A 21,231-nucleotide genomic window follows, 5' to 3' on the forward strand; every position below is an offset into this window, starting at 1 on the left:
TGGTGTTCTTTGGCGAGGATTATATACATAAAGGAGAAGCCGTTGCAGGCTGGCCTGTTTTGATGCCTGTAGCATTTAACTGGTCCATCAGTTGGTGATGGCTGTTGACGGTGACTCCCAGGGAATTGGCCTGTTTGATCAGAAAACCGTTGATATAGGCAAGTTCCGTGGCTCTTCCCTTACGTGCGTCCTGGCAGGTTGATGATAGATTGCTGGCAGTGATCTGGCAGACACCGTACACGCTGTCTTTAAGTGCGGTGGCTGGAATCCCCAGCGCCTCGAGAACCTCGCTGGTCTCGATAATTAATTGATTCAGCCAGACCTGCTTTTCACCATTATCCAGCAGCTCGCCATTACGGCAGTCGAACAATGCCGTGAGGCCGTTGATACAACTGTTAATGGCCAGCTTTTCCCATAACTTCTGCTCAATGAAATCGCAGTGGTTGACCTTTAATCTGAAATTGTCGCAAAGCTCATGAAAGCCCTGTTCGGATCGTTGCTGATTGCGGAGAAGGCCAATCCAGGTCTGACCCTGGCCAGCGTGATGTACCTCAAAAGGGGCTGACAGATAAGCTCCATCGGTACTGGAGCCTGCCCAAATCGATTGTGTTGGTAAAGCGTCCCTGATGGTCTGCTGGCTCCCCATGCCATTTTGTAGCAACAGTATTTGGCAGTTATCCGCCAGATGTGGCTTTATGCTGTTCAGTGCAGACAGTGAGTCCTGCGCCTTGGTGCAGACAATCAGCCGGTTGATGGTGCTGTCGATGGTTTCTGGCGAGACGATATCGACAGCAAATCGAGAGGCCTGTTCTGGCGTTGATAACTTAAGTGAAATGCGTTTCTTGTTAAATTGCTGATAACTGCTTTCTCTCAGGATCAGTCGGGGGCTTTCCCCCTTATGGAAAAGGCTGGCAGCCCAAAGGCAACCGATGCTGCCTGCGCCCAGAATATACCAGGGATCATTGTCCATTAATTTCTAAAGTCCATCAGCGAATTGAAGATACGCCGAGTCTACCATTTGCTGCCTATACTCAAACAGCTGGTGTTTTACAGCTTTTCTAAACAAGAGTGGGAGATAGACAATGAGTCATACCTATAAAATGACTGAACTGGTAGGCAGCTCAACGGTCAGTAGTGATGATGCTATTCAAAATGCCATCGCCGCCGCTGGCATGACCCTGGAGCATATGGGCTGGTTTGAAGTGGTGGAGCAACGAGGCCATATCGAGGATGGCAAAATTGCCCATTGGCAGGTGACGGTAAAAATTGGCTTCAGGCTTAAGGGCAAAGATCAGTAGTTTCCGTCAAAAGGATCTGATCCTGCATATTCACCTGAACCTTGTCACTGGTGTATTGATTTTCTCCATGGTCTTTCCAATACAATCATGGATACAATAGTTGTTAATTGTTTCTTTCGATTTCTCAAGGAGATCATTCGCTATGCCTTCATTTGACATTGTCTCTGAAGTGGATATGCATGAGCTGGCCAACGCTGTTGACCAGGCAAACCGTGAACTGACTACCCGCTTTGACTTTCGGGGCGTTGCTGCCAGCTTTGAGAAAAGTGGCGAAAAACAGATCGTTATGACCACCGATGCCGACTTTCAGCTGGTTCAAATGGTAGAAATGTTGAAAACCAAGATGGTCAAACGGGGTATTGATGTTAAATGCCTTGAAGTAAAAGACCACTACGGTTCTGGCAAACAGGTCAAGCAGGAAGTGGTGGTTCGGCAGGGGCTGGAAAAGGATATTGCCAAAAAGATCGTGAAAATGATCAAGGATGCCAAGCTGAAGGTTCAGGCCGCCATCCAGGGCGATCAGGTTCGGGTGACCGGCAAGAAAAGGGACGATTTGCAGACTGTGATTGCCTTTTTGCGGGAAGCCGATCTGGACATGCCGTTGCAGTACAATAATTTCAGAGATTGATTGACTGTTTGTGACACAGAAAACCGTTTTCATTGGATGATGGAAACGGTTTTTTATTTCTCGGCTAAGCTGATATCTTCTTTTTTAAAATAGAACGTCTATTACAAGAAGCATGGCGCTGTAAAATTTCATATTTGCGATGGAGCATATTGCATGGGGCTGGCAGCAGATTCTTCGAAGAATTGGGGTGACGCTTGGAAAAGCTTTTTTAATCGTCGGGTGATTGCACTTCTTTTTCTTGGTTTTTCAGCAGGCCTGCCCATTCTGTTGATTTTCAGTAGCCTTTCCCTCTGGCTTCGTGAGGCTGGGGTAGAACGCAGTGCTGTCACTTTTTTCAGCTGGGCAGCGTTAGGTTATTCCTTCAAGTTTGTCTGGGCACCGCTGGTTGACCGCATTCCACTGCCGGTTCTGCATGATTTGCTTGGGCGTCGTCGGTCATGGTTATTGTTATCCCAGGCTGCGGTTATTGCCGCGCTGTTGTTTATGGCAGCCCATAACCCTGCTGATGGTCTGTTCTGGATAGCCTGTGGTGCGGTAATGCTTGGCTTTTCCTCGGCCACACAGGATATCGTTATTGATGCCTATCGAATAGAAGCAGCGGATGATGACCTGCAGGCCATGATGTCCTCTGCTTACATTGCCGGGTATCGAGTGGGTATGCTGGTGGCCGGGGCTGGTACCCTGGCACTGGCCAGCTGGTTTACCATGACGGACGAAGGCAATTATGACTATCTGGCCTGGGCCTGGGCCTATCGCTGTATGGCCGTGTTTATGCTGATTGGGGTGGTTACCACTCTGATGGTTGCTGAGCCGGATGTTGATCGTACTTCCGAGTCGGTACACAGCACTGTTGATTATCTTCGCTTTCTGTTGCTCTTTGCCCTGGCGGCGACCGTATTTGTCATCTCTTTTACTCAGCTGGCTGATGCCTTTGGTGCTCTGAAAACCTTTTTGGTGGAGACCGGGCTGTCTACGCCCATCGCCGGTTTTCTGGCCGGTGCCGGTCGATTTGCAGGCAGTGTGGCAGCTGCTGGGGTTACTGCCTGGTTGCTGGTGAAAGTTCATCTGGCACCCAGAGCAATGGTAAAGGAAACTTATGTCGCTCCCTTTGCCGACTTCTTTGAGCGCTATGGTAAAGTAGCTATCTACATATTGTTATTGGTAGGCACCTACCGTATTGCTGATATTGTTATGGGCACCATATCCAATGTGTTCTACAACGATATGGGCTACACCAAAGAGCAAATCGCTACCATTACCAAAACCTTTGGCCTGATCATGACCATTGTCGGCGGCTTTTTGGGCGGAGTGTTAGCCATTCGCTTCGGTGTGTTGAGAATTCTCTGGGTAGGCGCATTGCTGGCGGCATTGTCGAATGTGCTGTTTGCGTTTCTGGCCAATCTTGAACCATCCAGCCTCTATCTAAGCCTGGTGATTGCGGCAGATAATCTCAGTGGTGGCATGTCGTCCGCCGCGTTTATTGCCTTTTTATCCAGCCTGACCAACCGGGCCTTTACGGCCATGCAGTACGCTATTTTCAGTTCGCTGATGACGTTGCTGCCCAAGCTGTTGGCCGGTTATTCAGGCACCTTTGTGGATTCCCTGGATTATCCGGTCTTCTTTATTGGCTCAGCGCTGCTGGGGCTGCCGGTTTTATGGTTAGTGTCGTATGTAGGGCGATTGCTGGAACGTCATGAGGCGGTAACTAAAACGTATTCTGAAGAGGGTAGCTGTTCCTGAGACAGAGAGTGTGTTGCAAAAGGCTATTCAGCCTTTTGCAACATCCTGTTAATGGGTTTCAGCCGGTGTGTCGTTTGATGAGTCCAGGAGTTCGGCAATCAGTCTCTGCCGCCAAAATTCCCGGGTTCCGTCGTTGGGTAGTTTGTTCAGTGTATCCTGACAGATGTGAACCATCGCCTTGAGAATATTTTCTTCCGGATAATTCAGGTTTTCCAGCTGGCGAATAATTTCGACGGCCAGGGCAATATCTTCCGACGCTCCATCCATGTATTTACTCTCCATGCCATTGATGCGCTTTCAGGTTGATTTTTCCGGATGAAATTGTCACTCCCTCCTGCTCCAAACGTTGTTTTTGCAGGCTGTATCGACTCGACCCATCAGGGAATGAAATCTGACCTTTGCCGTTAATAACCCGGTGCCAGGGAAGGTCGGTCCCGGCGGGCAGCTGTTTCAGGATATTGCCCACAACGCGCGCATAACCGGGGGCTCCTGCCATATCTGCCAGTTGGCCATAGGTTACCACACAGCCTTTCGGAATCCTGCTGATCAGATACCATATTTCCGAAGGGGTAAAGGGGGCGGTCAATGTTGGTTCTCCACGATACTTTCTATGATGATCGCCATGATACTCTTCATCATAAGTTCGACCACAAATAATAGATGTCAGGATATTTGAAAAGTTTGGAATGGGAAAGGAAATTGTGGAGCCTGTCGTATTTATGAGTTTTACAGGTGGATAACCTGTGCAGGAGAATTCCTTTTATGTTGCTCCAAAGGAGCCTTCGCTGTTTATCAAGGCTGCTGGGAATATTCTGTCTGTTTTCTATCAGTATGACATGGGCTGATACGGTCTGGATGAACAATGGCGATGTGTTGTCTGGCGACATTGTCAAGCTGGATTCTGGCAAGCTGAGTTTACAAACAAAGTATGCAGGTACTATTGAACTGGATTGGCGCTATGTCACGGCCCTGGACTCGGATAAAACATTCTGGGTCAGCCTGATTGGTGAAGAGAAGGCCAGATTGCGGCGGTTTGAAGGCCAGCAGACAGGCGTTACGGTTATTGATGAGAGTGGTCGAAAGCGCTCTTTCTCAGCAGTATGGCCGGTTGCCGCTATCCATATTGAAAAGCCGGTGATTGCCGATACCTGGGCGCTGGGAGGTAAGCTGGTGGCCACGCTGGACAGCAAATCCGGCAACGATGATGAGTTGTTGGTTGGTGTTGAAGGCAAGCTCAATATTGATGATCAGTGGAATAAAAATGCTTTTTACTGGGATATTGAAGTGGAAGATGATGACGGTATTAAAAGCTCTGAGTGGCAGGTTGGCTATTCATACAGCCGTTACCTGGATGAGCACTGGTTTGTGCAGGGAGCCGCAGAACAGGAATATGATTCGGAAGACGATCTGAGAACCCGTACATCAGTGGGTGGTGCCTTGGGCTATCGTTTTTGGGAAACCGCTGAAAGGGCGTTGAAAACCAGTGGGGGTATCAGTCAGCTCTGGGAAGACTATATTACCAATGAATCGCAGCGGGATTATGCCCTGACCTGGATCTTTAACTACCGAACACGACTCATGAATAACTGGGAATATTTTGCCAACAGCCGAACGTTCTTCCGGCTAAAACAGTCTACGACACTGGTTAATGTCAATCAGGGGTTAAACATTGGACTGACCGATCGCATTACCTGGAATCTGACGCATATTGTTGATTACGACAGTGACCCGGTGGATAAGACCAGAAATGTCGACAGCCGAATCAAAATGGGGATTGGTTACCAATGGTGAGGTCCGGAGCGCGGCAGGTGGGTGCATACTGGCAGTCGTCCTCTTGTGGGCATAAAAAACCGGGTTCTTATCAGGCAGCGCCGGAACGGGTACTGCCTTGAGGGTGGGAAAGCCGGTTTCTGTTGCTCAGGCTGCTCAGTAAGTTGCTTCTCTTCACGCTGTTCTTGTAAAGCCCGCATAGTGGTTTCCAGCCAGTTGGCTGCACGATAGAGCAGCGAGTGTCTGGTTAAATTGTCAGAGTGTTGATGTTCAAGGGGAAAAATCAGGGTTTTTCTGACTTTCATTGCTACCGGGTACTTTTTCAGAATTACTTCTGTTAATAGCGGCAGCACGGCGTTTTGATTGATGACAGATTACGGTTTTTTTACCCTCTCGCCTTTGGCAATGTACAGGCTCCTAAGGCTCCCGGAAGTAAAGAGGTGCTGCCCGTACAGTAAGCAGACACTCCAAAACCTCGGGCTGGTAAAAGACAGGATCGTCAATTGGGTATAGTACGGGCTATTGGGGTCATAAACCAGAGGCAGAGACGCTTTCAGCCACTTCTTCACTGAGGGGTGTCATTTCAGCGTAGGCTTTTCTATCCCGTTGTGATGTAGGGCAGGGTTGATTTCCGTGTGAACAGAAAACACAGCAATCGCCTTCCTGTGGGGTAATCAGTTTCTGGCAATTTCTGCATTCGTAAAGGTAAACACAGGCATCCTGAGGCATGGTTTCAACCGCATGGTGCAGACAGTCCGGGCAGGTGATGATGGACGTAGATACAAGAGTTTTTGCGCTTAAGGTATAGTTTTTACTGGACATACTCTTTCTCCTGGCACTTCTTGTGCCGTTCGTTGCATTTTTCTCTTTGGGCATAGGATAGAGTTATCGGCCTCCGTGTTGGTTTATTGACAATGAATACGTAAAACAAGGTGCACTGTCGTTTTTTGACGAACAAACACGTAACAAAAGCACCTCTTTTCAAACTACCCTATCTGACTTTTTATAAAAAGAGCGGCATGAATCAGGCCAGTTATGATGTAAGCATAAAAGGGGAATATGACCGTTTACTGACAGCCATAAAAAAAACCGGACATTTCTGTCCGGCTTTGTATGGGAAGAATTAAACGAACTTAGTCGTTTTCAGCCTGAATCGCAGTCAGGGCAATGGTGTAAACGATATCGTCAACCAAGGCACCACGGGAAAGGTCATTAACTGGCTTGTTAAGACCCTGAAGCATTGGACCGACACTGATAACGTCTGCACTGCGTTGTACCGCTTTGTAGGTAGTGTTACCTGTGTTGAGATCCGGGAAGATAAACACGGTCGCACGACCCGCGACGTTACTGCCGGGAGCCTTGCTCTGGGCTACCGACTCAACGGAGGCAGCATCGTACTGCAGAGGGCCATCGATAATCAGGTCCGGACGTTTGGCTTTAACGATTTCAGTGGCCTCGCGCACTTTCTCTACATCAGCACCGATACCAGAGGTTCCGGTGCTGTAACTGATCATCGCAATACGTGGCTCAATACCGAACGCCGTGGCGGAGTCAGCGCTCTGAATGGCGATATTGGCCAGCTGTTCTGCATCCGGGTTTGGATTAACGGCACAGTCGCCATATACCAGAACCTGGTCAGGCAGTAGCATGAAGAAGACGGAGGAAACCAGTCCGCCAGCATCTTTTTTCGTCTTGACCAGCTGGAACGCCGGACGGATGGTGTTGGCGGTGGTGTGTACTGCACCAGAAACCAGACCATCTACCTCGTTCAGAGCCAGCATCATGGTGCCGAGTACTACAGTATCTTCCAGCTGAGCTTCCGCCATCGGGGCGGTAAGGCCTTTGTTCTTGCGCAGCTCAACCATCGGGTCAACATAACGGGTGCGGATGCTCTCAGGTTCCATGATGATCAGGCCATCCGGCAGTGTGATGCCGTTGTCTTTAGCGACCTGTTCAATAACGCTGCGCTGCCCGAGAAGGATACACTGGGCGATACCACGCTCCTGACAGATAACGGCAGCCTGAATGGTGCGTGGCTCATCGCCTTCTGGCAGAACAATACGCTTATTGGCACCCAGGGCTCTCTGAACCAGTTGGTAACGGAAGGCCGGGGGGGAGAGTCTGCGCTCTGCCAGGGCAGAGCATTGTTGCTTCAGCCACTCGGTGTTCAGGTTGGCAGCGATGGTATCCATAACCAGTTCAACACGAGCAGCGTCGTCAACCGGCAATTCGTTATGGCGACGATCCAACAGGGTTGCCGTGGTGTAAGAGTCTTCCCCGGTGAGCATGACAGGAAGACCTGTACCGATGGCCTTGCTGCACAGTTCCATCACGGGTTTGGAGGGAGTGATACCGCTGGTCAGCAGAAGACCCGCCAGGGGAACACCGTTCAGGGCCGCCATGCAGGTGGCCAGAATGATGTCATCACGGTCGCCCGGAGTAATCACCAGATTACCTGGCTTCAGGTGATGAATCATATTGGTGGGCGTTCTGGCGCTCAGGGTGTAAGAAGTCACCCGACGGGTATCCATCTCACCGGCATTGATGATGTCTGCTTTCAGGTGCTCGGCAATATCCATGGTTCTTGGGGAGGCCAGGTTATTGTCAAACGGAATATAGCCCAGCGGCTGGAATGGCTTGCGGGCAAATTCTGGCAGGCTCTGGAAATGGCCGTCTTTATTCAGGCTGGCAACCACGTCCGGCGTCAGTTTATTCAGGGCATAGCCGACGACATTCGGGTTCTTGATGCCACCAAAGCTGTCGGCAGCGATTTCCAGTTTGTCGGCCAGGTCTGCCAGAGAATCATTACCGGGCTCAGACACCAGGATGATGTCGGCATTAATGGTTTTGGCAATGCTGCTGTTCAGGCGATTGGCGTAGGGCATTTCCCGGGTCGGAACCAGACCTTCTACCACCATCACGTCACAGTCCTGAGAAGCCTGTTCAAACAGGGCTACGATCTCTTCCATCAGGACATCGCCTTTGTTATCACCCAGCAGGTCTTCAGCACGGTGGGAGGTAATGGGGGTAGGCGGCTCATGGTCCATGATACGCTGGACCAGTTTGGTGGAACGCTCTGGTCCAGTGTCGCCTACATGCAACTGGGCAATGGGCTTGAAGAACTTGACCCTGAGACCGAGATTATCGAGTGCTCGAACCAGGCCCAGGGTAACGGAGGTCAGGCCAACACCATAACGTGTTGGTGCCAGGAAAAATGTACGCATATCCGGACGAATCCTTCTCATGAAATACTGATATAAAAACAGGAGGTGAAACCTCCTGTTGCTTACATCATTTAGATAACCAGTTTAGCCAGCAATCAGCGCTTCGGTATCACGGGCAATCATCAGTTCTTCGTTGGTCGCGACAACCATGGCTACGGTTGAGCCGGGCTTGGTGATAACACCGCTCTTGCCACGGAAGGTCTCTTCGTTGGCTTGTTCATCAACGTCAAAGCCGAAGATGGACAGACGCTCCATGACATTCTTACGGATCGTGCTGGAGTTCTCACCGATACCGCCGGTGAAGACCAGTGCATCAATGCGGCCCAGTTCAGCGGCAAAACCAGCGAGTTTTTTGGCCAGAACGTGGCAAAAGATGTCCAGGGTGAGCTGGGCACGCTCATGACCTTCTGCTGCGGCATTTTCAAGAACACGGCAATCGTTGTCCAATCCAGACAGACCGAGCATGCCGGATTTTTTGTTCAGGAGGTCGATGATCTCGTCCAGGGAGTAGCCGCATTGCTTGTTCAGGAAGCTGAAGACGTTCGGGTCAATATCACCGGAACGAGTACCCATTACCAGCCCTTCCAGCGGCGTCAGGCCCATGGTGGTATCAACGGATTCGCCGTTTTTGATCGCACAGGCACTGGCACCGTTACCCAGGTGCGCAACCAGGATAGCACTGTTGTCCAGGTCAAGACCCAGCATGTCGGCAGCGGTTTTGCTGACATAACGGTAGCTGGTGCCGTGCATGCCATAACGACGCAGGCCGTGCTCTTCGTACAGGTTGTAAGGAACCGCGTACAGGTAGCTTTCTGCCGGCATGGTCTGGTGGAATGCTGTGTCAAATACCACGGACTGTGGCAGCTCCGGGAAGTATTTTATGCAGGCACGGATACCCAGCAGGTGAGCAGAGTTGTGCAGAGGTGCCAGGTGGCTGCAGTCTTCGATGCCCTGGATTACTTCATCAGTGATCAGGGTGGATTGGGTGAACTTCTCACCACCGTGAACAATGCGGTGACCGATGGCTTCGATGTGTTCCATCAGGTTGTTCTCACGGAGAATGCCCACCAGTGCTTCGATAGCACCTTCGTGGCCAGCAGCGCCAAGATTCAGGGTTTGCTTCTCACCGTTCAGTTTCCAGGTGATGGAGGCTTCGTTGCCCACGAGGCATTCAGCAATGCCACTGATGCTTTCCTCTTTGGTTTTCGGGTTGATGACTGCGAACTTCAGGGAAGAACTGCCACAGTTGATAACCAGAACGCTGTCTTTGCTCATAGAATCTATTACCAGTGAAAATGACCGCACAGTTTTCGAAAATGCCCGTTTAATGCTTTTAATGTAAGCGAATTGTCACGAATATCGTCAAACGCCGCGGCCGGAACCAATCACAAGGAGGCTGTCTGGAAATAATGTCCGTAACGGAGATGGCAGAACATTGTGGAGGAAACATCGTTTTTGTGCGGTGAATAGTGGTGCTATTTACCGGAAAAACGAATGTCTGAACCCATGTGCTGTCACAGCAGCAGGACGGTCTATTCCAAGGCAACCTCCCGGATGATCATGACTTGTATAAAGTAGAAAAGCGGTATGAAAATATTATAACCATTGACCTGTGTCGGTGGACTGCGTATTGATGCGTATATCGTAACAAGGCTGTGGTTAATTGTTCTCCAATGTGTCAGAGCATATCAGAGGTTTTGTTCCAGTGCCGGAAGAACCAGCTGATCAATCATTTCCGGAACATTGGCAGCCAGCTGCAGCAGCTCATTCTGGTAAAGCCAGCCATAGGATCCTGCGGCAATCAGGGCCAGTAATGGAATCCACAGGCCAAAAACCTGGGCAATTCTCCCGGCGGAATAGGGAGTTGGCCCAAACCGGTTGGTACTGGCAGTACCTGAGGAAAAGGTCAGCCATAACAGAAACAGAAGGTTGATGCCCGGGATCACTAGCAGCAGGCTCTTCCAGCCACTGCGGTCAAAATCATGAAGCCTTCTGGCAGCCATGGTCAGCATAAGGAGGCAGGCAATAGTCATCAGGCCCAGTGTCAGGTGCAGTGACTCCAGAGGTGGGTAGAAAGGTGTCAGGTGAGGGGTTAAAAGCCCCGGAACCCAGCAGGCGCAGACGACCAGCAGCGCAATTACCCAGAGGGAGGCGATAAATCGTACTCTTCCCATTCTGGGGAGCAGTTGAAACTGCCCGGATGATTCGGCCGGTTGTTTCTGCTCCTGCTCCGGGATGGTTTCCGGTGGCGTTTGGGGCAGTTCTTCATTACTGGTCATAGAGAGAATCCGGCAATGGGCTCCTGCCTTCATCATGGCTCTTTCATAAGGACGGATTTCACTGGCGGTCATATTCTTGCGAATAATAACCGGCTTTCCTGAGAACAGACATTTCAGTTCTGCCTTGTCGGCATTCAGGAGCTCTTTCAGGTTTTTCCGAACCTTTCTTTCCTTAAAACCCGGCAGTATTTCTCCTTCGAAAACCAGTTTATAGAATGAGTCATCCATGGCGACCTGTCCTGAAATATGTCCTGAGACAGGTTATCGGCGGGCATGGTGGAGACTGAGGCTTTTTTGTGGTTAACCCCAGGGAGTATAAATATCGTAAAGGAGCAGTGGGTTCCCTTGGATTTTATGCTCCAGATGGTCAGCCTTCTAAAAGGGCTTAACAACCACCAGAATGACAATACCCACAAGGAAGACCACAGGAATTTCATTGAAAACCCTGAAAAATGTGTGGCTGTGGGTACTGGTGCCGTTGGCCAGTTGCTTCATATAGCGGGCGCACATATGGTGATAGCCCACGGTCAGAACTACCAGGGTCAGTTTTGCATGCATCCAGGGGGCACTGATGTAGCTGGGGATATAGTGTAACAGCCACAGGCCAAGCGTCAGGGTGGCAATCATGGAGGGGGTGGCGATGCCGCGCATCAGCTTTCTTTCCATGATGACAAAGCGATCCCTGCTGATCTGGTCTTCACTCATGGTGTGATAGACAAACAGCCTCGGCAGGTAAAAGAGAGCTGCAAACCAGCAGGTCATGGCGATAATGTGGAAAGCTGTTACCCAAAGCATGGTTAAACCCGATTGTTATTGAATTTGTAAGCATTCTTACAGGTTAGAAAAGTAAATCAAGTTGCATGCTTTAAATTTCTTGATTCAACGCTTTGGGGGCTGTGGATCTATAGCCGTTACTGTTTTTTCCTCACTGCTTGCTTTCATATAATCAGCGTACAGGTATGGCCAGTTTTTCGACCACCATGGAGGGTTTGGGATATCTCGGAGAGCTGCCCGTAAACCGTGATAGCATGAGATGACGAAGTCATTTGTTGCCAGTAAGTCTTTATTCCGAATTCTATCGGCCAGGAATATTTCTGATTCTGTTTTGAGTTTGACCAGTTTTTTTCTGATATCTTTCCTGCTGCTCATTAACGCTGGTCTGCTGATCATCAACTCGGAGATTTTGTCGCAGAGAAGCCTGAGATCTTCCCGGAGCCCCTGAGGTCTGCCGATGATGTTTTGCAGTAATGCGCGTTCGGTTTTTTGTTCTTCCAGGACACAGCGGCCTCTGGCCAGTTTGGCTTCTTCTCTGTATTTATCTTGACGGGTGGTAAGCCAGGAGTGAGAAGTCCTGTTGTTCAGGCTTTCTTCCATAAAGTGGTCGCATATCAGCGTTGCCAGCTGTGTTATCGCCTGTTTCTGAGGTTTAACTTTTTGTAACGGGTTGATCAATTGAATGTCGTCAGATTCCCAGACGCAACAGGCGAAAAAAAAGCGTCTGCACTCTTCCCTGGAAAACCCTTTTGGGCGAACTCTGCCCCCCGTTAAAATTCTGGTTTCGCACTCTTTCATTAACTGTGTCAATTCGGAGGTGATTGTTTTATAGGTATTTGGATGCTCATGTAACTGAAGAGTAAGCTCTGGGCTGCTCAACAGTCTAAAGCATGGGGAATTGGGTACTTCCGGGCTGTCTTCTTCACATTGCTCATCAAATGATGGCCACCAGCCTGAATTAAGTTGAATTGGCGAATCTTCTTCTTCTGGTAAACAGTCATGGATGGTTTTTATTTCATGAAAGATTTGATGGATTGTTTCTAAAATGACCTTTTGTTTTTCGTCGATGTCTGGCATTTTCTTAGGTATGTTGAGCAGTTCTTCAAAATCTTGAGCATTTTTTTCTTCTGCTTGTCCGTTTAAAAGCACAAGCTTGTCTTGTGAGAGGCTGGTTGCTTCAGGTAACTGCATTAATTTCGCCAGCTGTTTTTTTATTTTGTCGAAATTAGTGTAAAGAGCTGCTGGGGAAACGGCGGCTCTTTGCTCAGGCTCATACCATGACATGAAATCAGTAACGGTTATCTGGCCAGTAGCTAACGCTTTAACTTTAGCCCTGATCAGTGCTTCAGCCGAAATGCCCTGGACATCAATAGAGAGTGCTGAATAAAGGTTGGTTCGATTTTTTTTTCTGGCTGAGACAAGCATTGATGTCCCTGCTGAAATATCGAGCGTTTTCCCGGTTCGCCTGAAAGAGTGGCGGATGCCCTTGACTGCACGCCCCATGAAGCCGGGCCTGGCAGAAGGCTCAGTGGTATTGTCATCTTGACTTGGCGTTTCTGGCAGAGCGCCAACGTTTGAGGTTGCTCCCAACTGGTTGACTTCCATCGGTTACACCCTTTTATTGATCTTCTCGCTTTCTAATCGTTTATAAAGTGGCTACAGGGACCCATTTGCCCCCGATAGACGTGAATCTATCAAATATTCTTGCTGGCTGAATGTCTCAAGCATCATTATTCGTCATTAATGTACAACTACTGTGCGTTACTGAGAAAACGCTCAATTGATTGCAGAGTAATAACACCAACAGCGTTGCATATTTCTACTTTTTTCCGCCCGTTCTTTTCCATGACCAGCAATACATCGAGACCTTTATCAAGCATGATTTTACGAGCTTCATATAAGGTAGACTGCATATCAATGGGCAGTGTCTGTATAACAACGTTGTCTCTTATCTGACTGGTTACATCCTCCTCTTGCTTTTGACATTCAAGCAAGTCTTTAGTTCTGATAATTTGCCCGGGTTGTCGATCGCCCAGGACGACCCAATGACTGTTTGTGCTGTTTATCCTCCTGAGTTCATTTGGTACAGACTCTGACGATAATGTCACCAGCTGTCTATCCATCAAACCCGCAACCCCTGTTCGATTCAACAACTGAGCCATTGGGGAAAGCTGAATACTCTGTCCACGTGCCAGGAACTGCATGGCAAAAATACTCTGTTGGCCACAGATCTGGCTGGAGGTCAGACAGGCGATCACGATAGCCAACATGGCTGGCAGAATAATCTGGGAACTGTGGGTCAGCTCCAGCACGGTAATCAGGGCCGTCAACGGAGCCTGAAAGATCGCCGCCATCATGGCGATCATCCCGGTGATGACATGAAAGGTGATATTGGTAGAAACCCCCGGCAACTGGTCAGCCAGTATAGCACAGCAGGCACCGACTGCGGCTCCGATCATCAACGATGGTCCGATCATTCCGCCGGGAACGCCCAGACCGATGACCAGTGGTGTAATCACCAGCTTGGCCGCCAGCAGGATAAAGAGAAACTGCAGATTTACCTCGTCGCCGTTCAGCAGGGCTTCAATGGTGTCATAGCCAATGCCCATGGTTGCAGGGACCAGAACGGCGACTATGCCCATTAGAAGCCCTGCGATTAACAGTGGGAATACGACCTTATTCTGGCGCTTTTGCATGGCAAAGATATTAATTTGAATAAACGCTGCGGCAAGAAGGCCAATAATGACCGCAGTGATCGCCGTCAGCATCAGGTCTTCGGGTACGGCAGAAGGAATGATCGGGATCTGAAAAGCCGGGTTAGGGCCGTAAACCGTTTGGGTCAGAACGGAAGCCACCACAGCGGATACCATGACCGGAATAAAGCTTTCCAGTGAATACTCTTTCATAACTACCTCCATGGCAAAGATCACCCCGGCCATGGGCGTATTGAAAAGTGCGGCAATGGCTGCGGCAGTACCACAACCCGCCAGTACTCCCAGAGTGTTGGCTGGCAGTTTCAGCATCTGGCCCAGAAAGCTGCCTGCTCCTGCGCCCAAATGTACCGCAGGCCCTTCACGCCCCACCGAGAAGCCACTGACCAGCGCGATCAGTGCCGTCAAAAACTGGGTGATGGTGCCGGTAATGGGTAACCAGCCCCTGTTCAGGGTCAAGCGCTCGATCACATGGGCAATGCCAAAGCTTCTTTGCCCGGGGGGACAGCGCTTGATTAACAGGATCAGGGCAATGGCTCCCCCGACAGGTGACAGGAAACGAACCAGGGGAGGGAGAGCTTCATAACCACTTTCCACCGATGCCAGCGTTGCAAATACCTGTTCAGGTATCAGGGCACGCTGAGAAACAACGCCAAAGTAAAACAGCAAATCCTCAAAGGCGATAAGAAAGCCTCCGGCCAGCAATCCGGTCATCAATGCCATCAGGGTCAGTTGTGGCAGCGCTTCTGATTGCGCCAGACGCAGCCTTAAATTCTGTATCGAGGGGTTGTTGAGCATAGACGCCGCCTGGGTAAAGTTGTTCCGTTGCTGAGCGGTTATCAGATGATTTTGTTTCCTGGCATGGGGTGAAAATATGACTTTTTCAGGGTTATGGGCTTCAGTAATCGCTTATGCCGGAATTAAATAACGTCGGTTGACGTATGTAGTTTGCAGTTTACCGGATTGTCATTGCGTCTCTCTACCTGTTAAAACAGTGTTTTACTTTTCAGGTATGATTGAACGATTTTTGCACATTATTTCGATGATTTGATGTGTACAATCTCCGTTCACCCTGAGCGGAGTCGAAGGGTGATTGGCACAGTCTTTATTCAGGGTATGGTGTTTACACCCTTCTTTCGTGCACCCTGAGCCGAGCCGAAGGGCGCTCAGGACGAACGGAGCCTGGAAGTCATTGATAGAAGGAACCCATCAATTACATTGAAACCATGTACTAGTGCGCAGCATATAGCTGCTTCAGGAGAGATCGAACGATGTCATCAGGAACGCTGTCAGGCATTGTCATTTTGCTGTTTTTTACCGTGCTGGGTGATGTATTAAGTGACGCATTCAGTCTTGCAGTTCCGGGCTCTGTGATGGGGTTGATACTTCTGGTTATTTATCTTCAGTTGTCTGGCGGTGTCAGTGAGTCGCTGGATACGGTGAGCCAGTTCTGTATCCGTTACCTGGCCGTGCTGTTTATCCCGGGCTGTGTTGGTATTTTCTTCCTGAGTGACCTGCTCTTGCAGCAATGGCTGCCTATCGCTCTGGCCATGTTGGTGGCGACTCCTGTTTCTCTGGTGTTAACGGCTGTTCTTCTGCAATGGCTGCTGAAACGCTTTGCCAGCACCTGCGGAGAGAATCATCATGGATGAGGTGATCAGTTTCTCTTACGGACTATTACAGCGGCAAATGAACAACCCGGTTGCCATTTTGTTGATCAATCTGGGCGCTTACCTGCTGGCGGAAAAGTTGTTTAATCGTATGGGGCGCAAAGGGTGGTTTCACCCGCTGTTTACCACCAGTCTGCTGGTTTTTCTGGTGATTCACTGTTCTCCACTTGAGCCCGATGTGTATACCAGGCACAGCGAGTTGCTGAAGATGTTGCTGGCACCATTTACGGTAGCACTGGCGGTTCCTCTGTCACGACAGCTGCACACTCTTCGTCAGTTAGCGGGACCTCTTCTGTGTACATTACTGATCGGTGGATTGCTGGCGGCGTTTATGGGTATGGGGATGGCTCTGGCAACCGGCGGCTCAAGAGACGTGGTGTTATCCATTTCTACCAAAGCCGTAACCACAGCGGTTGCCCTGGTGATGGGCGAACAGTATGGCGCTATTATTTCCCTGGTAGCGGCGGTAGTCATTATTTCCGGCGTTTATGGATCGCTGGTGGGGCCAGCACTGTGTCGCAAGTTTGGCGTGACTGATCCAAGGGCCATTGGCTTTGCCATGGGCGTAAACGCTCATGCAGGCGGCACGGCCCGGGCTTTTGAGCTGGATCTGACCATGGGAGTCTATTCCAGCCTGGGAATGTGCCTGTGTGCTGTCTACATGCCGCTGCTTGTGCCATGGCTGATCCGCCTATTATTGTAATTAGCCTGAGAAAACCCGATGTTCGATAAAGAAGACCTGCTCAAAATCGCCAACCAGACCATGCCTTTCGGGAAGTATCAGGGCAGAAGACTGATCGACCTGCCAGAGCCCTATCTTCTCTGGTTTGCTGGCAAAGGGTTTCCGGAGGGTGAGCTGGGTAAGCTGCTGGCATTGACTCTGGAGATTCAGGTCAATGGGTTGAATGACCTGATTACGCCATTAAAAATCACTCAGTAGTCTCCTTCATTGGAGCGACGATATCCCGGAGAGTTCTGGTAAGATCGCCGGTTCAAACAATAATCCAGACGTAACGGAAGCAGCAGATGATTAAAGTGGGGATTGTCGGTGGAACGGGCTATACCGGAGCGGAGCTGTTGCGGTTGCTATCGGTTCATCCAAATGTTGAGTTGCGTATGATCACCTCCCGTTCTGAAGCGGGAAAGCCGGTCAGTGAACTTTTTTCCGGGTTACGGGGAAAGCTTGATCTGAACTTTTCGCTTCCGGATAACCAACAGCTGACCTCATGTGACCTGGTGTTTTTTGCCACACCCAATGGTATTGCCATGGAGTCTGTGCCGGAATTACTGTCTGCCGGTGTTCGGGTGATTGATCTGGCGGCTGACTTTCGTTTGCGCGATACAGCGCTGTGGCAGCAGTGGTATGGTCTTGAGCATGTCTGCCCGGAGGTATTGGCAGAAGCGGTCTATGGCCTGCCAGAAATGAACCGTGCCGATATTGCCAGCGCCCGGCTGGTGGCCAACCCCGGCTGCTACCCAACGGCAACGCAGCTGGGTTTATTACCCCTGTTGAGGGCAGGGCTGGTGAGTGGCAATATCATTGTCGATGCCAAATCGGGAGTCAGCGGCGCTGGCCGTGGTGCCAATGTGGGCACGCTGCTCTGCGAAGCCTCCGAGTCTTTCAAGGCCTATGGTGTTGCCGGTCATCGTCATTTGCCGGAAATTCGCCAGGGTATTGAGCGCATGCCAGAAACGGGGGTATCGCCATTTACCGGCGACCTGGTATTTGTTCCCCATTTGACCCCAATGATCCGCGGTATCCACTCCACGCTGTATTGCACCGTCAAAGATCATAGTATTGACCTTCAAGGGTTGTATGAGAGTACCTTTGCCGATGAGCCCTTTGTTGATGTTATGCCTGTGGGCAGCCACCCGGAAACCCGGTCGGTTCGCGGATGTAACCAGTGTCGTATAGCCATCCATCGTCCACAGGGCGGGGATACGGTGGTGATATTGTCTGTTATTGATAACCTGGTCAAAGGGGCAGCAGGCCAGGCCGTTCAGAATATGAACATAATGTTTGGACTGGATGAAATGACCGGCCTGGACTTCCCTGCTGCTATGCCTTGATAAGAGACGGTATCATTATAGTCATAAAAAAGCGCTGCTTCTCTCTGGTTTAGCAATCAGAGGGAGGCATTGGGTTTTGTCTGATTTCAAGTTAATTGTAAATTTTTTATTTTTTTTAACAGAAATTTTATTCTCTTATTTTTTTGTCTATTTTTGATGGCCTAAAGAAAAAATAATATACAGAGGTTTTAGCTATGGACACGAAAGGTCATCAAGCAAATCCTGTTAATAACCAGCAGGTAACCTATCCACAATCACAAGCGCCTCTTTCCTCATCCGACGCATGTCGATTACCCGCTGGTTCTGGCCATCGAGAATCAGTGAATTACTTTGGATACTCCTTAAATTCACAAGATCCCAATAGACAACATTTGGCACATGCTCCCAGTGACCGTCCCAATACCAATTCGGGGCAGGTGAGAAACGTTGATTATCTGGCGCAAGGTGTTGTATCAACAGCCACTGTTCGCCCGCAACTATACCCGGATCTTCCTCCATACCCGGATCTTCCTCCATACTCGGATCCTCCGCCTCCATACCCGGGAACCGATGACCAACAGTCCGGGGTTGGCTCTCAACCATCAATAACCACCTCGTTTCCCTCGCCCATAGAAAAGTTTCAACGAGCATTTACACCTGAGCAGCAATATGCGATCCAGCAGGTGCTGGGTGGTTCAATCAACGGATCAACCTGGCTGGCCTATCGACTGGCCGCCCTGAAAAATTATGAACTGCATTTTATTATTGATAACAGCATGTCAATGGATACCCAGGATGGCATGGTACATCCTGAGGTCGGAGTAAGAATGTCCAGGTTTGAAGAGGCGGTCTATCGGTTGAGTCATGTTGCCGATTTATTAGCCCATATTCCGGTGATGGGAATAAAAATTCAAAGTTTCACTCAGGAATTCCCACCAATTGATACCGGTGGCACGCCAGCCGAGGTTGCGATGCAGATGAAGAGGTGTCTGGACAGTATTTTCAGGGCTAAGAGACTCCCTTCAACCCCGCTCTATCCTGCTATGTTAAAAAGCATAGAAGAGTCTGAACGTTCTCCGAAATCTCCCCCCCGTATTATCTATGTATTTAATGATGGTGAGCCCAATAACGGAGGCTCTAAAGAGCATATTTTTGAATTACTGAAACACCGAAAGGCTGAGAGGAGTCCGGTGTGCCTGGTTGCCTGTACTGATCTAGAGTCATCAGTCGAGTGGATGAACGAGGCAGATGAGCAGCCAAACGTTCATGTTGTTGACGATTTCCAATCAGAAATGAGAGAAGTGAAGGGGCACCAGGGCGCAGCTTTTCCCTTTACAGAAGGCTTCTACCTTATGTCCACTTTGCTTGGTCCCATTGACCCGCTGTTTGATAAAGCGGATGAAAATCACATCTTTGATCATGCGGATTATCAGGAAATCTGTGGCTATAGCGTATCGCCAGCGGAGTATGACTTATATCGAAATGAAGCTTATAGACTGCAAAATGAGCCTTATCGACAGCAAAACCGGCAGGCTGGAAATGAGCCTTATCGACAGCAAAACCGGCAGGCTGGAAATGCACCTTATCGACAGCAAAACTGGCAGGCTGGAAATGCACCTTATCGACAGCAAAACAGGCAGGCTGGAAATGAGCCTTATCGGCAACAATACCGGCAGGCCGAAAATGAAGCTTATCGATTACGAAACAGGCATAATGAAAATAATGAAAATTCTGATTACTGTTTAATTTCATAGCGTTACTGGCTGCCTGCAGGAAGTATGTATTCTCTGTCGCTTAACGGCTTGACCAGTTCAAACAGCAGATGGAAGTAGCGCAGCAGCCAGGGAATAGCGACTTGCCATCAACTTTGACAAATAACGAAGGTTAACGATGACCTAGGTTTTTGTTTTTGTTCCTGATGATGGATAGACCCCCATAAGCCTTGCAAAAACCTCTTCTGCCTTTTTAATTTCTTCTTTTTTAAATCCCTGGGTCATAGAGGGATTAAGATCGTAAAACCAGCGTCTCAGGCTGGTTCTCAGAGATGTCAGATTCTTCCAGTGTTTGCCTCGACGAAATATACGATTGATGGTAATTTCAATATCTTTTTTTGAGGTTGGCTCTTGCAGGCAGGCATTAATAGTGTCTTTAACCGCATCTAATCTTGCTTTAGTTCTTTTAGGGTGATTTTTAGAAGATTTGTTTTGGCAAGTTACCTTTCTTTTCTTAATTGGCCGGGAGTTCGCTTCTCCTTCTGAGTGTGATTTACCCTGGCTTCTGACTGTAGATGTTGTTTCCGCTATGGGATGTTTCCGGAATCTGCGAGTTACTGTTTGAACTGAACTTTGGCATTTCAGGAGGCCTGTTTCAGAGTTTGCTGCATGGGGAGCTGCTTTTACTTTACCGGGGATAGCATTTCGTGCTGCTTTAATGCCAGGGATATTATCGTATTTTTTTAAATGAATTAATCCTTTCAGAGTTTGCAAGGAATTTTTTTTACTATCATAGGTGACTCCAATCGTATCGGTAATATCACGAAAAAGGCTTTCGTGGGTATGGCTGAACAATCGCATCATAATGCAAAAGCTTGTTACTACAGTTTCAGCATCCTCGGAGTATTGTTTGTCCAGAAATTTGCTGCTTCTACTGTCGGCGTTTGAATGAAAAGTGCTTGAACAAAATCTTGAAAACTCAATTACGGTTCTCTCTTGCGGTGATATATGTCTGGGCTTTGACTGCTCTACATCTTGTTGTGGCTCTGAACCTTCTTTAAGCATGAATGTACAGGATTTTGCTGGTTTTATCCGGCCATTTGTCATGGTTTGTCCGTGGAGCTTTTTTGCAACTTGTCCGTGGAACTTTTTTGCAAGAGGTCGTTGGATGTTGGCATCGGGGGTAATTGGTGTGGTGGAAATATCCATAATGACTTCCTTTAGCGAAGTTTATTTTAATAATGATATAAATTAGTTATTTTTTTTGATGAAAAGTTCCATAACTGGTGAAATTTAATTTTATTTGAATATATTCAAGAGAGTTTTTTAGAACAAGATGGTGTAGGTAGTTGGCCAAAAGGAATCATATGTTTCTG

At 49.0% G+C, this 21,231-nt stretch carries 21 protein-coding genes; 9 read left to right on the top strand and 12 right to left on the bottom strand.

Features of this window, described 5'->3' with window-relative positions; all coding sequences use genetic code 11:
* Window positions 1-19: 19 nt before the first annotated feature.
* The gene (locus tag ACO6UY_RS12420; protein WP_422490109.1) at window positions 20-970 is read right to left on the bottom strand and encodes a ketopantoate reductase family protein; all 951 of its coding nucleotides are present in this window, start codon (window positions 968-970) and stop codon (window positions 20-22) included.
* 112 nt (window positions 971-1,082) lie between these two features.
* Between ACO6UY_RS12420 and ACO6UY_RS12425 the strand changes: the two genes are divergently transcribed.
* The 3 genes from ACO6UY_RS12425 (at window position 1,083) to ACO6UY_RS12435 (ending at window position 3,666) form a co-directional block, all read left to right on the top strand.
* A complete protein-coding gene (locus ACO6UY_RS12425) occupies window positions 1,083-1,298 on the top strand; it encodes a dodecin (RefSeq protein WP_101748417.1) in 216 nt (71 codons plus the stop codon).
* A 142-nt stretch (window positions 1,299-1,440) separates the two neighbouring features.
* Window positions 1,441-1,926 (top strand): YajQ family cyclic di-GMP-binding protein, encoded by a 486-nt coding sequence (locus ACO6UY_RS12430; protein WP_101748418.1) that lies wholly within the window; start codon window positions 1,441-1,443, stop codon window positions 1,924-1,926.
* Window positions 1,927-2,079: 153 nt separating this feature from the next.
* Window positions 2,080-3,666 (top strand): AmpG family muropeptide MFS transporter, encoded by a 1,587-nt coding sequence (locus ACO6UY_RS12435; protein WP_422490111.1) that lies wholly within the window; start codon window positions 2,080-2,082, stop codon window positions 3,664-3,666.
* Between the two features lie 48 nt (window positions 3,667-3,714).
* Here ACO6UY_RS12435 and ACO6UY_RS12440 read toward each other — a convergent pair whose 3' ends face one another.
* Together ACO6UY_RS12440 and ACO6UY_RS12445 are read right to left on the bottom strand one after the other, a co-directional pair.
* Window positions 3,715-3,933 (bottom strand): hypothetical protein, encoded by a 219-nt coding sequence (locus ACO6UY_RS12440; protein ID WP_422450104.1) that lies wholly within the window; start codon window positions 3,931-3,933, stop codon window positions 3,715-3,717.
* A 4-nt stretch (window positions 3,934-3,937) separates the two neighbouring features.
* Window positions 3,938-4,252, bottom strand: a complete 315-nt coding sequence (locus tag ACO6UY_RS12445; protein WP_101748421.1) for an MGMT family protein — start codon at window positions 4,250-4,252, stop codon at window positions 3,938-3,940.
* 269 nt (window positions 4,253-4,521) lie between these two features.
* Between ACO6UY_RS12445 and ACO6UY_RS12450 the strand changes: the two genes are divergently transcribed.
* Window positions 4,522-5,457 carry a DUF481 domain-containing protein gene (locus ACO6UY_RS12450; protein ID WP_422465509.1) on the top strand — a complete coding sequence of 312 codons (936 nt, stop codon included), beginning with the start codon at window positions 4,522-4,524 and terminating at the stop codon, window positions 5,455-5,457.
* Here ACO6UY_RS12450 and ACO6UY_RS12455 read toward each other — a convergent pair.
* The 8 genes from ACO6UY_RS12455 to ACO6UY_RS12490 all read right to left on the bottom strand — a co-directional run bounded on the left by ACO6UY_RS12455 (window position 5,445) and on the right by ACO6UY_RS12490 (window position 15,222).
* Window positions 5,445-5,741, bottom strand: coding sequence for a hypothetical protein (locus tag ACO6UY_RS12455; RefSeq protein ID WP_422450106.1), 297 nt, complete (start codon window positions 5,739-5,741; stop codon window positions 5,445-5,447). The two genes, ACO6UY_RS12450 and ACO6UY_RS12455, sit on opposite strands and share 13 nt — an antisense overlap.
* 223 nt (window positions 5,742-5,964) lie before the next feature.
* The gene (locus ACO6UY_RS12460) at window positions 5,965-6,258 is read right to left on the bottom strand and encodes a GDCCVxC domain-containing (seleno)protein (RefSeq protein ID WP_422450107.1); all 294 of its coding nucleotides are present in this window, start codon (window positions 6,256-6,258) and stop codon (window positions 5,965-5,967) included.
* 311 nt (window positions 6,259-6,569) lie between these two features.
* On the bottom strand, window positions 6,570-8,660 hold the full coding sequence (gene pta / locus ACO6UY_RS12465; protein ID WP_422450108.1) for a phosphate acetyltransferase: 2,091 nt from the start codon (window positions 8,658-8,660) through the stop codon (window positions 6,570-6,572).
* Window positions 8,661-8,744: 84 nt separating this feature from the next.
* Window positions 8,745-9,935, bottom strand: a complete 1,191-nt coding sequence (locus ACO6UY_RS12470) for an acetate kinase (RefSeq protein ID WP_422450109.1) — start codon at window positions 9,933-9,935, stop codon at window positions 8,745-8,747.
* Window positions 9,936-10,348: 413 nt separating this feature from the next.
* Window positions 10,349-11,167, bottom strand: coding sequence for a DUF805 domain-containing protein (locus ACO6UY_RS12475; protein ID WP_422450110.1), 819 nt, complete (start codon window positions 11,165-11,167; stop codon window positions 10,349-10,351).
* 147 nt (window positions 11,168-11,314) lie between these two features.
* Window positions 11,315-11,734, bottom strand: a complete 420-nt coding sequence (gene hemJ / locus ACO6UY_RS12480) for a protoporphyrinogen oxidase HemJ (RefSeq protein WP_422450111.1) — start codon at window positions 11,732-11,734, stop codon at window positions 11,315-11,317.
* A gap of 84 nt (window positions 11,735-11,818) precedes the next feature.
* The gene (locus ACO6UY_RS12485; RefSeq protein ID WP_422465514.1) at window positions 11,819-12,997 is read right to left on the bottom strand and encodes a hypothetical protein; all 1,179 of its coding nucleotides are present in this window, start codon (window positions 12,995-12,997) and stop codon (window positions 11,819-11,821) included.
* A 467-nt stretch (window positions 12,998-13,464) separates the two neighbouring features.
* Window positions 13,465-15,222: a chloride channel protein gene (locus ACO6UY_RS12490; RefSeq protein ID WP_422490113.1), complete on the bottom strand. Its 1,758-nt coding sequence runs from the start codon at window positions 15,220-15,222 to the stop codon at window positions 13,465-13,467.
* Between the two features lie 473 nt (window positions 15,223-15,695).
* On the opposite strand from ACO6UY_RS12490, the gene ACO6UY_RS12495 reads away from it, so the two are divergent.
* From ACO6UY_RS12495 to ACO6UY_RS12515, 5 genes are all read left to right on the top strand, one after another.
* Entirely contained in the window at window positions 15,696-16,076 is a 381-nt protein-coding gene (locus tag ACO6UY_RS12495; RefSeq protein ID WP_422450114.1) for a CidA/LrgA family protein, read from the top strand.
* Entirely contained in the window at window positions 16,069-16,797 is a 729-nt protein-coding gene (locus tag ACO6UY_RS12500) for an LrgB family protein (RefSeq protein WP_422450115.1), read from the top strand. Before ACO6UY_RS12495 ends, ACO6UY_RS12500 begins: the two co-directional genes overlap by 8 nt.
* Window positions 16,798-16,815: 18 nt before the next feature.
* Window positions 16,816-17,034: a DUF3820 family protein gene (locus ACO6UY_RS12505; protein ID WP_422450116.1), complete on the top strand. Its 219-nt coding sequence runs from the start codon at window positions 16,816-16,818 to the stop codon at window positions 17,032-17,034.
* Between the two features lie 86 nt (window positions 17,035-17,120).
* Window positions 17,121-18,164, top strand: coding sequence for an N-acetyl-gamma-glutamyl-phosphate reductase (gene argC, locus ACO6UY_RS12510; RefSeq protein WP_422450117.1), 1,044 nt, complete (start codon window positions 17,121-17,123; stop codon window positions 18,162-18,164).
* 371 nt (window positions 18,165-18,535) lie between these two features.
* Complete coding sequence (locus ACO6UY_RS12515; protein ID WP_422461374.1) at window positions 18,536-19,897, top strand: hypothetical protein; 1,362 nt, start codon at window positions 18,536-18,538, stop codon at window positions 19,895-19,897.
* Between the two features lie 141 nt (window positions 19,898-20,038).
* On the opposite strand, the gene ACO6UY_RS12520 is transcribed toward ACO6UY_RS12515, so the two are convergent.
* Window positions 20,039-21,064, bottom strand: a complete 1,026-nt coding sequence (locus tag ACO6UY_RS12520; RefSeq protein ID WP_422490115.1) for a hypothetical protein — start codon at window positions 21,062-21,064, stop codon at window positions 20,039-20,041.
* Window positions 21,065-21,231: the final 167 nt, after the last annotated feature.

The organism is Endozoicomonas sp. ALE010 (assembly GCF_049310165.1).
Taxonomy (GTDB): domain Bacteria; phylum Pseudomonadota; class Gammaproteobacteria; order Pseudomonadales; family Endozoicomonadaceae; genus Endozoicomonas.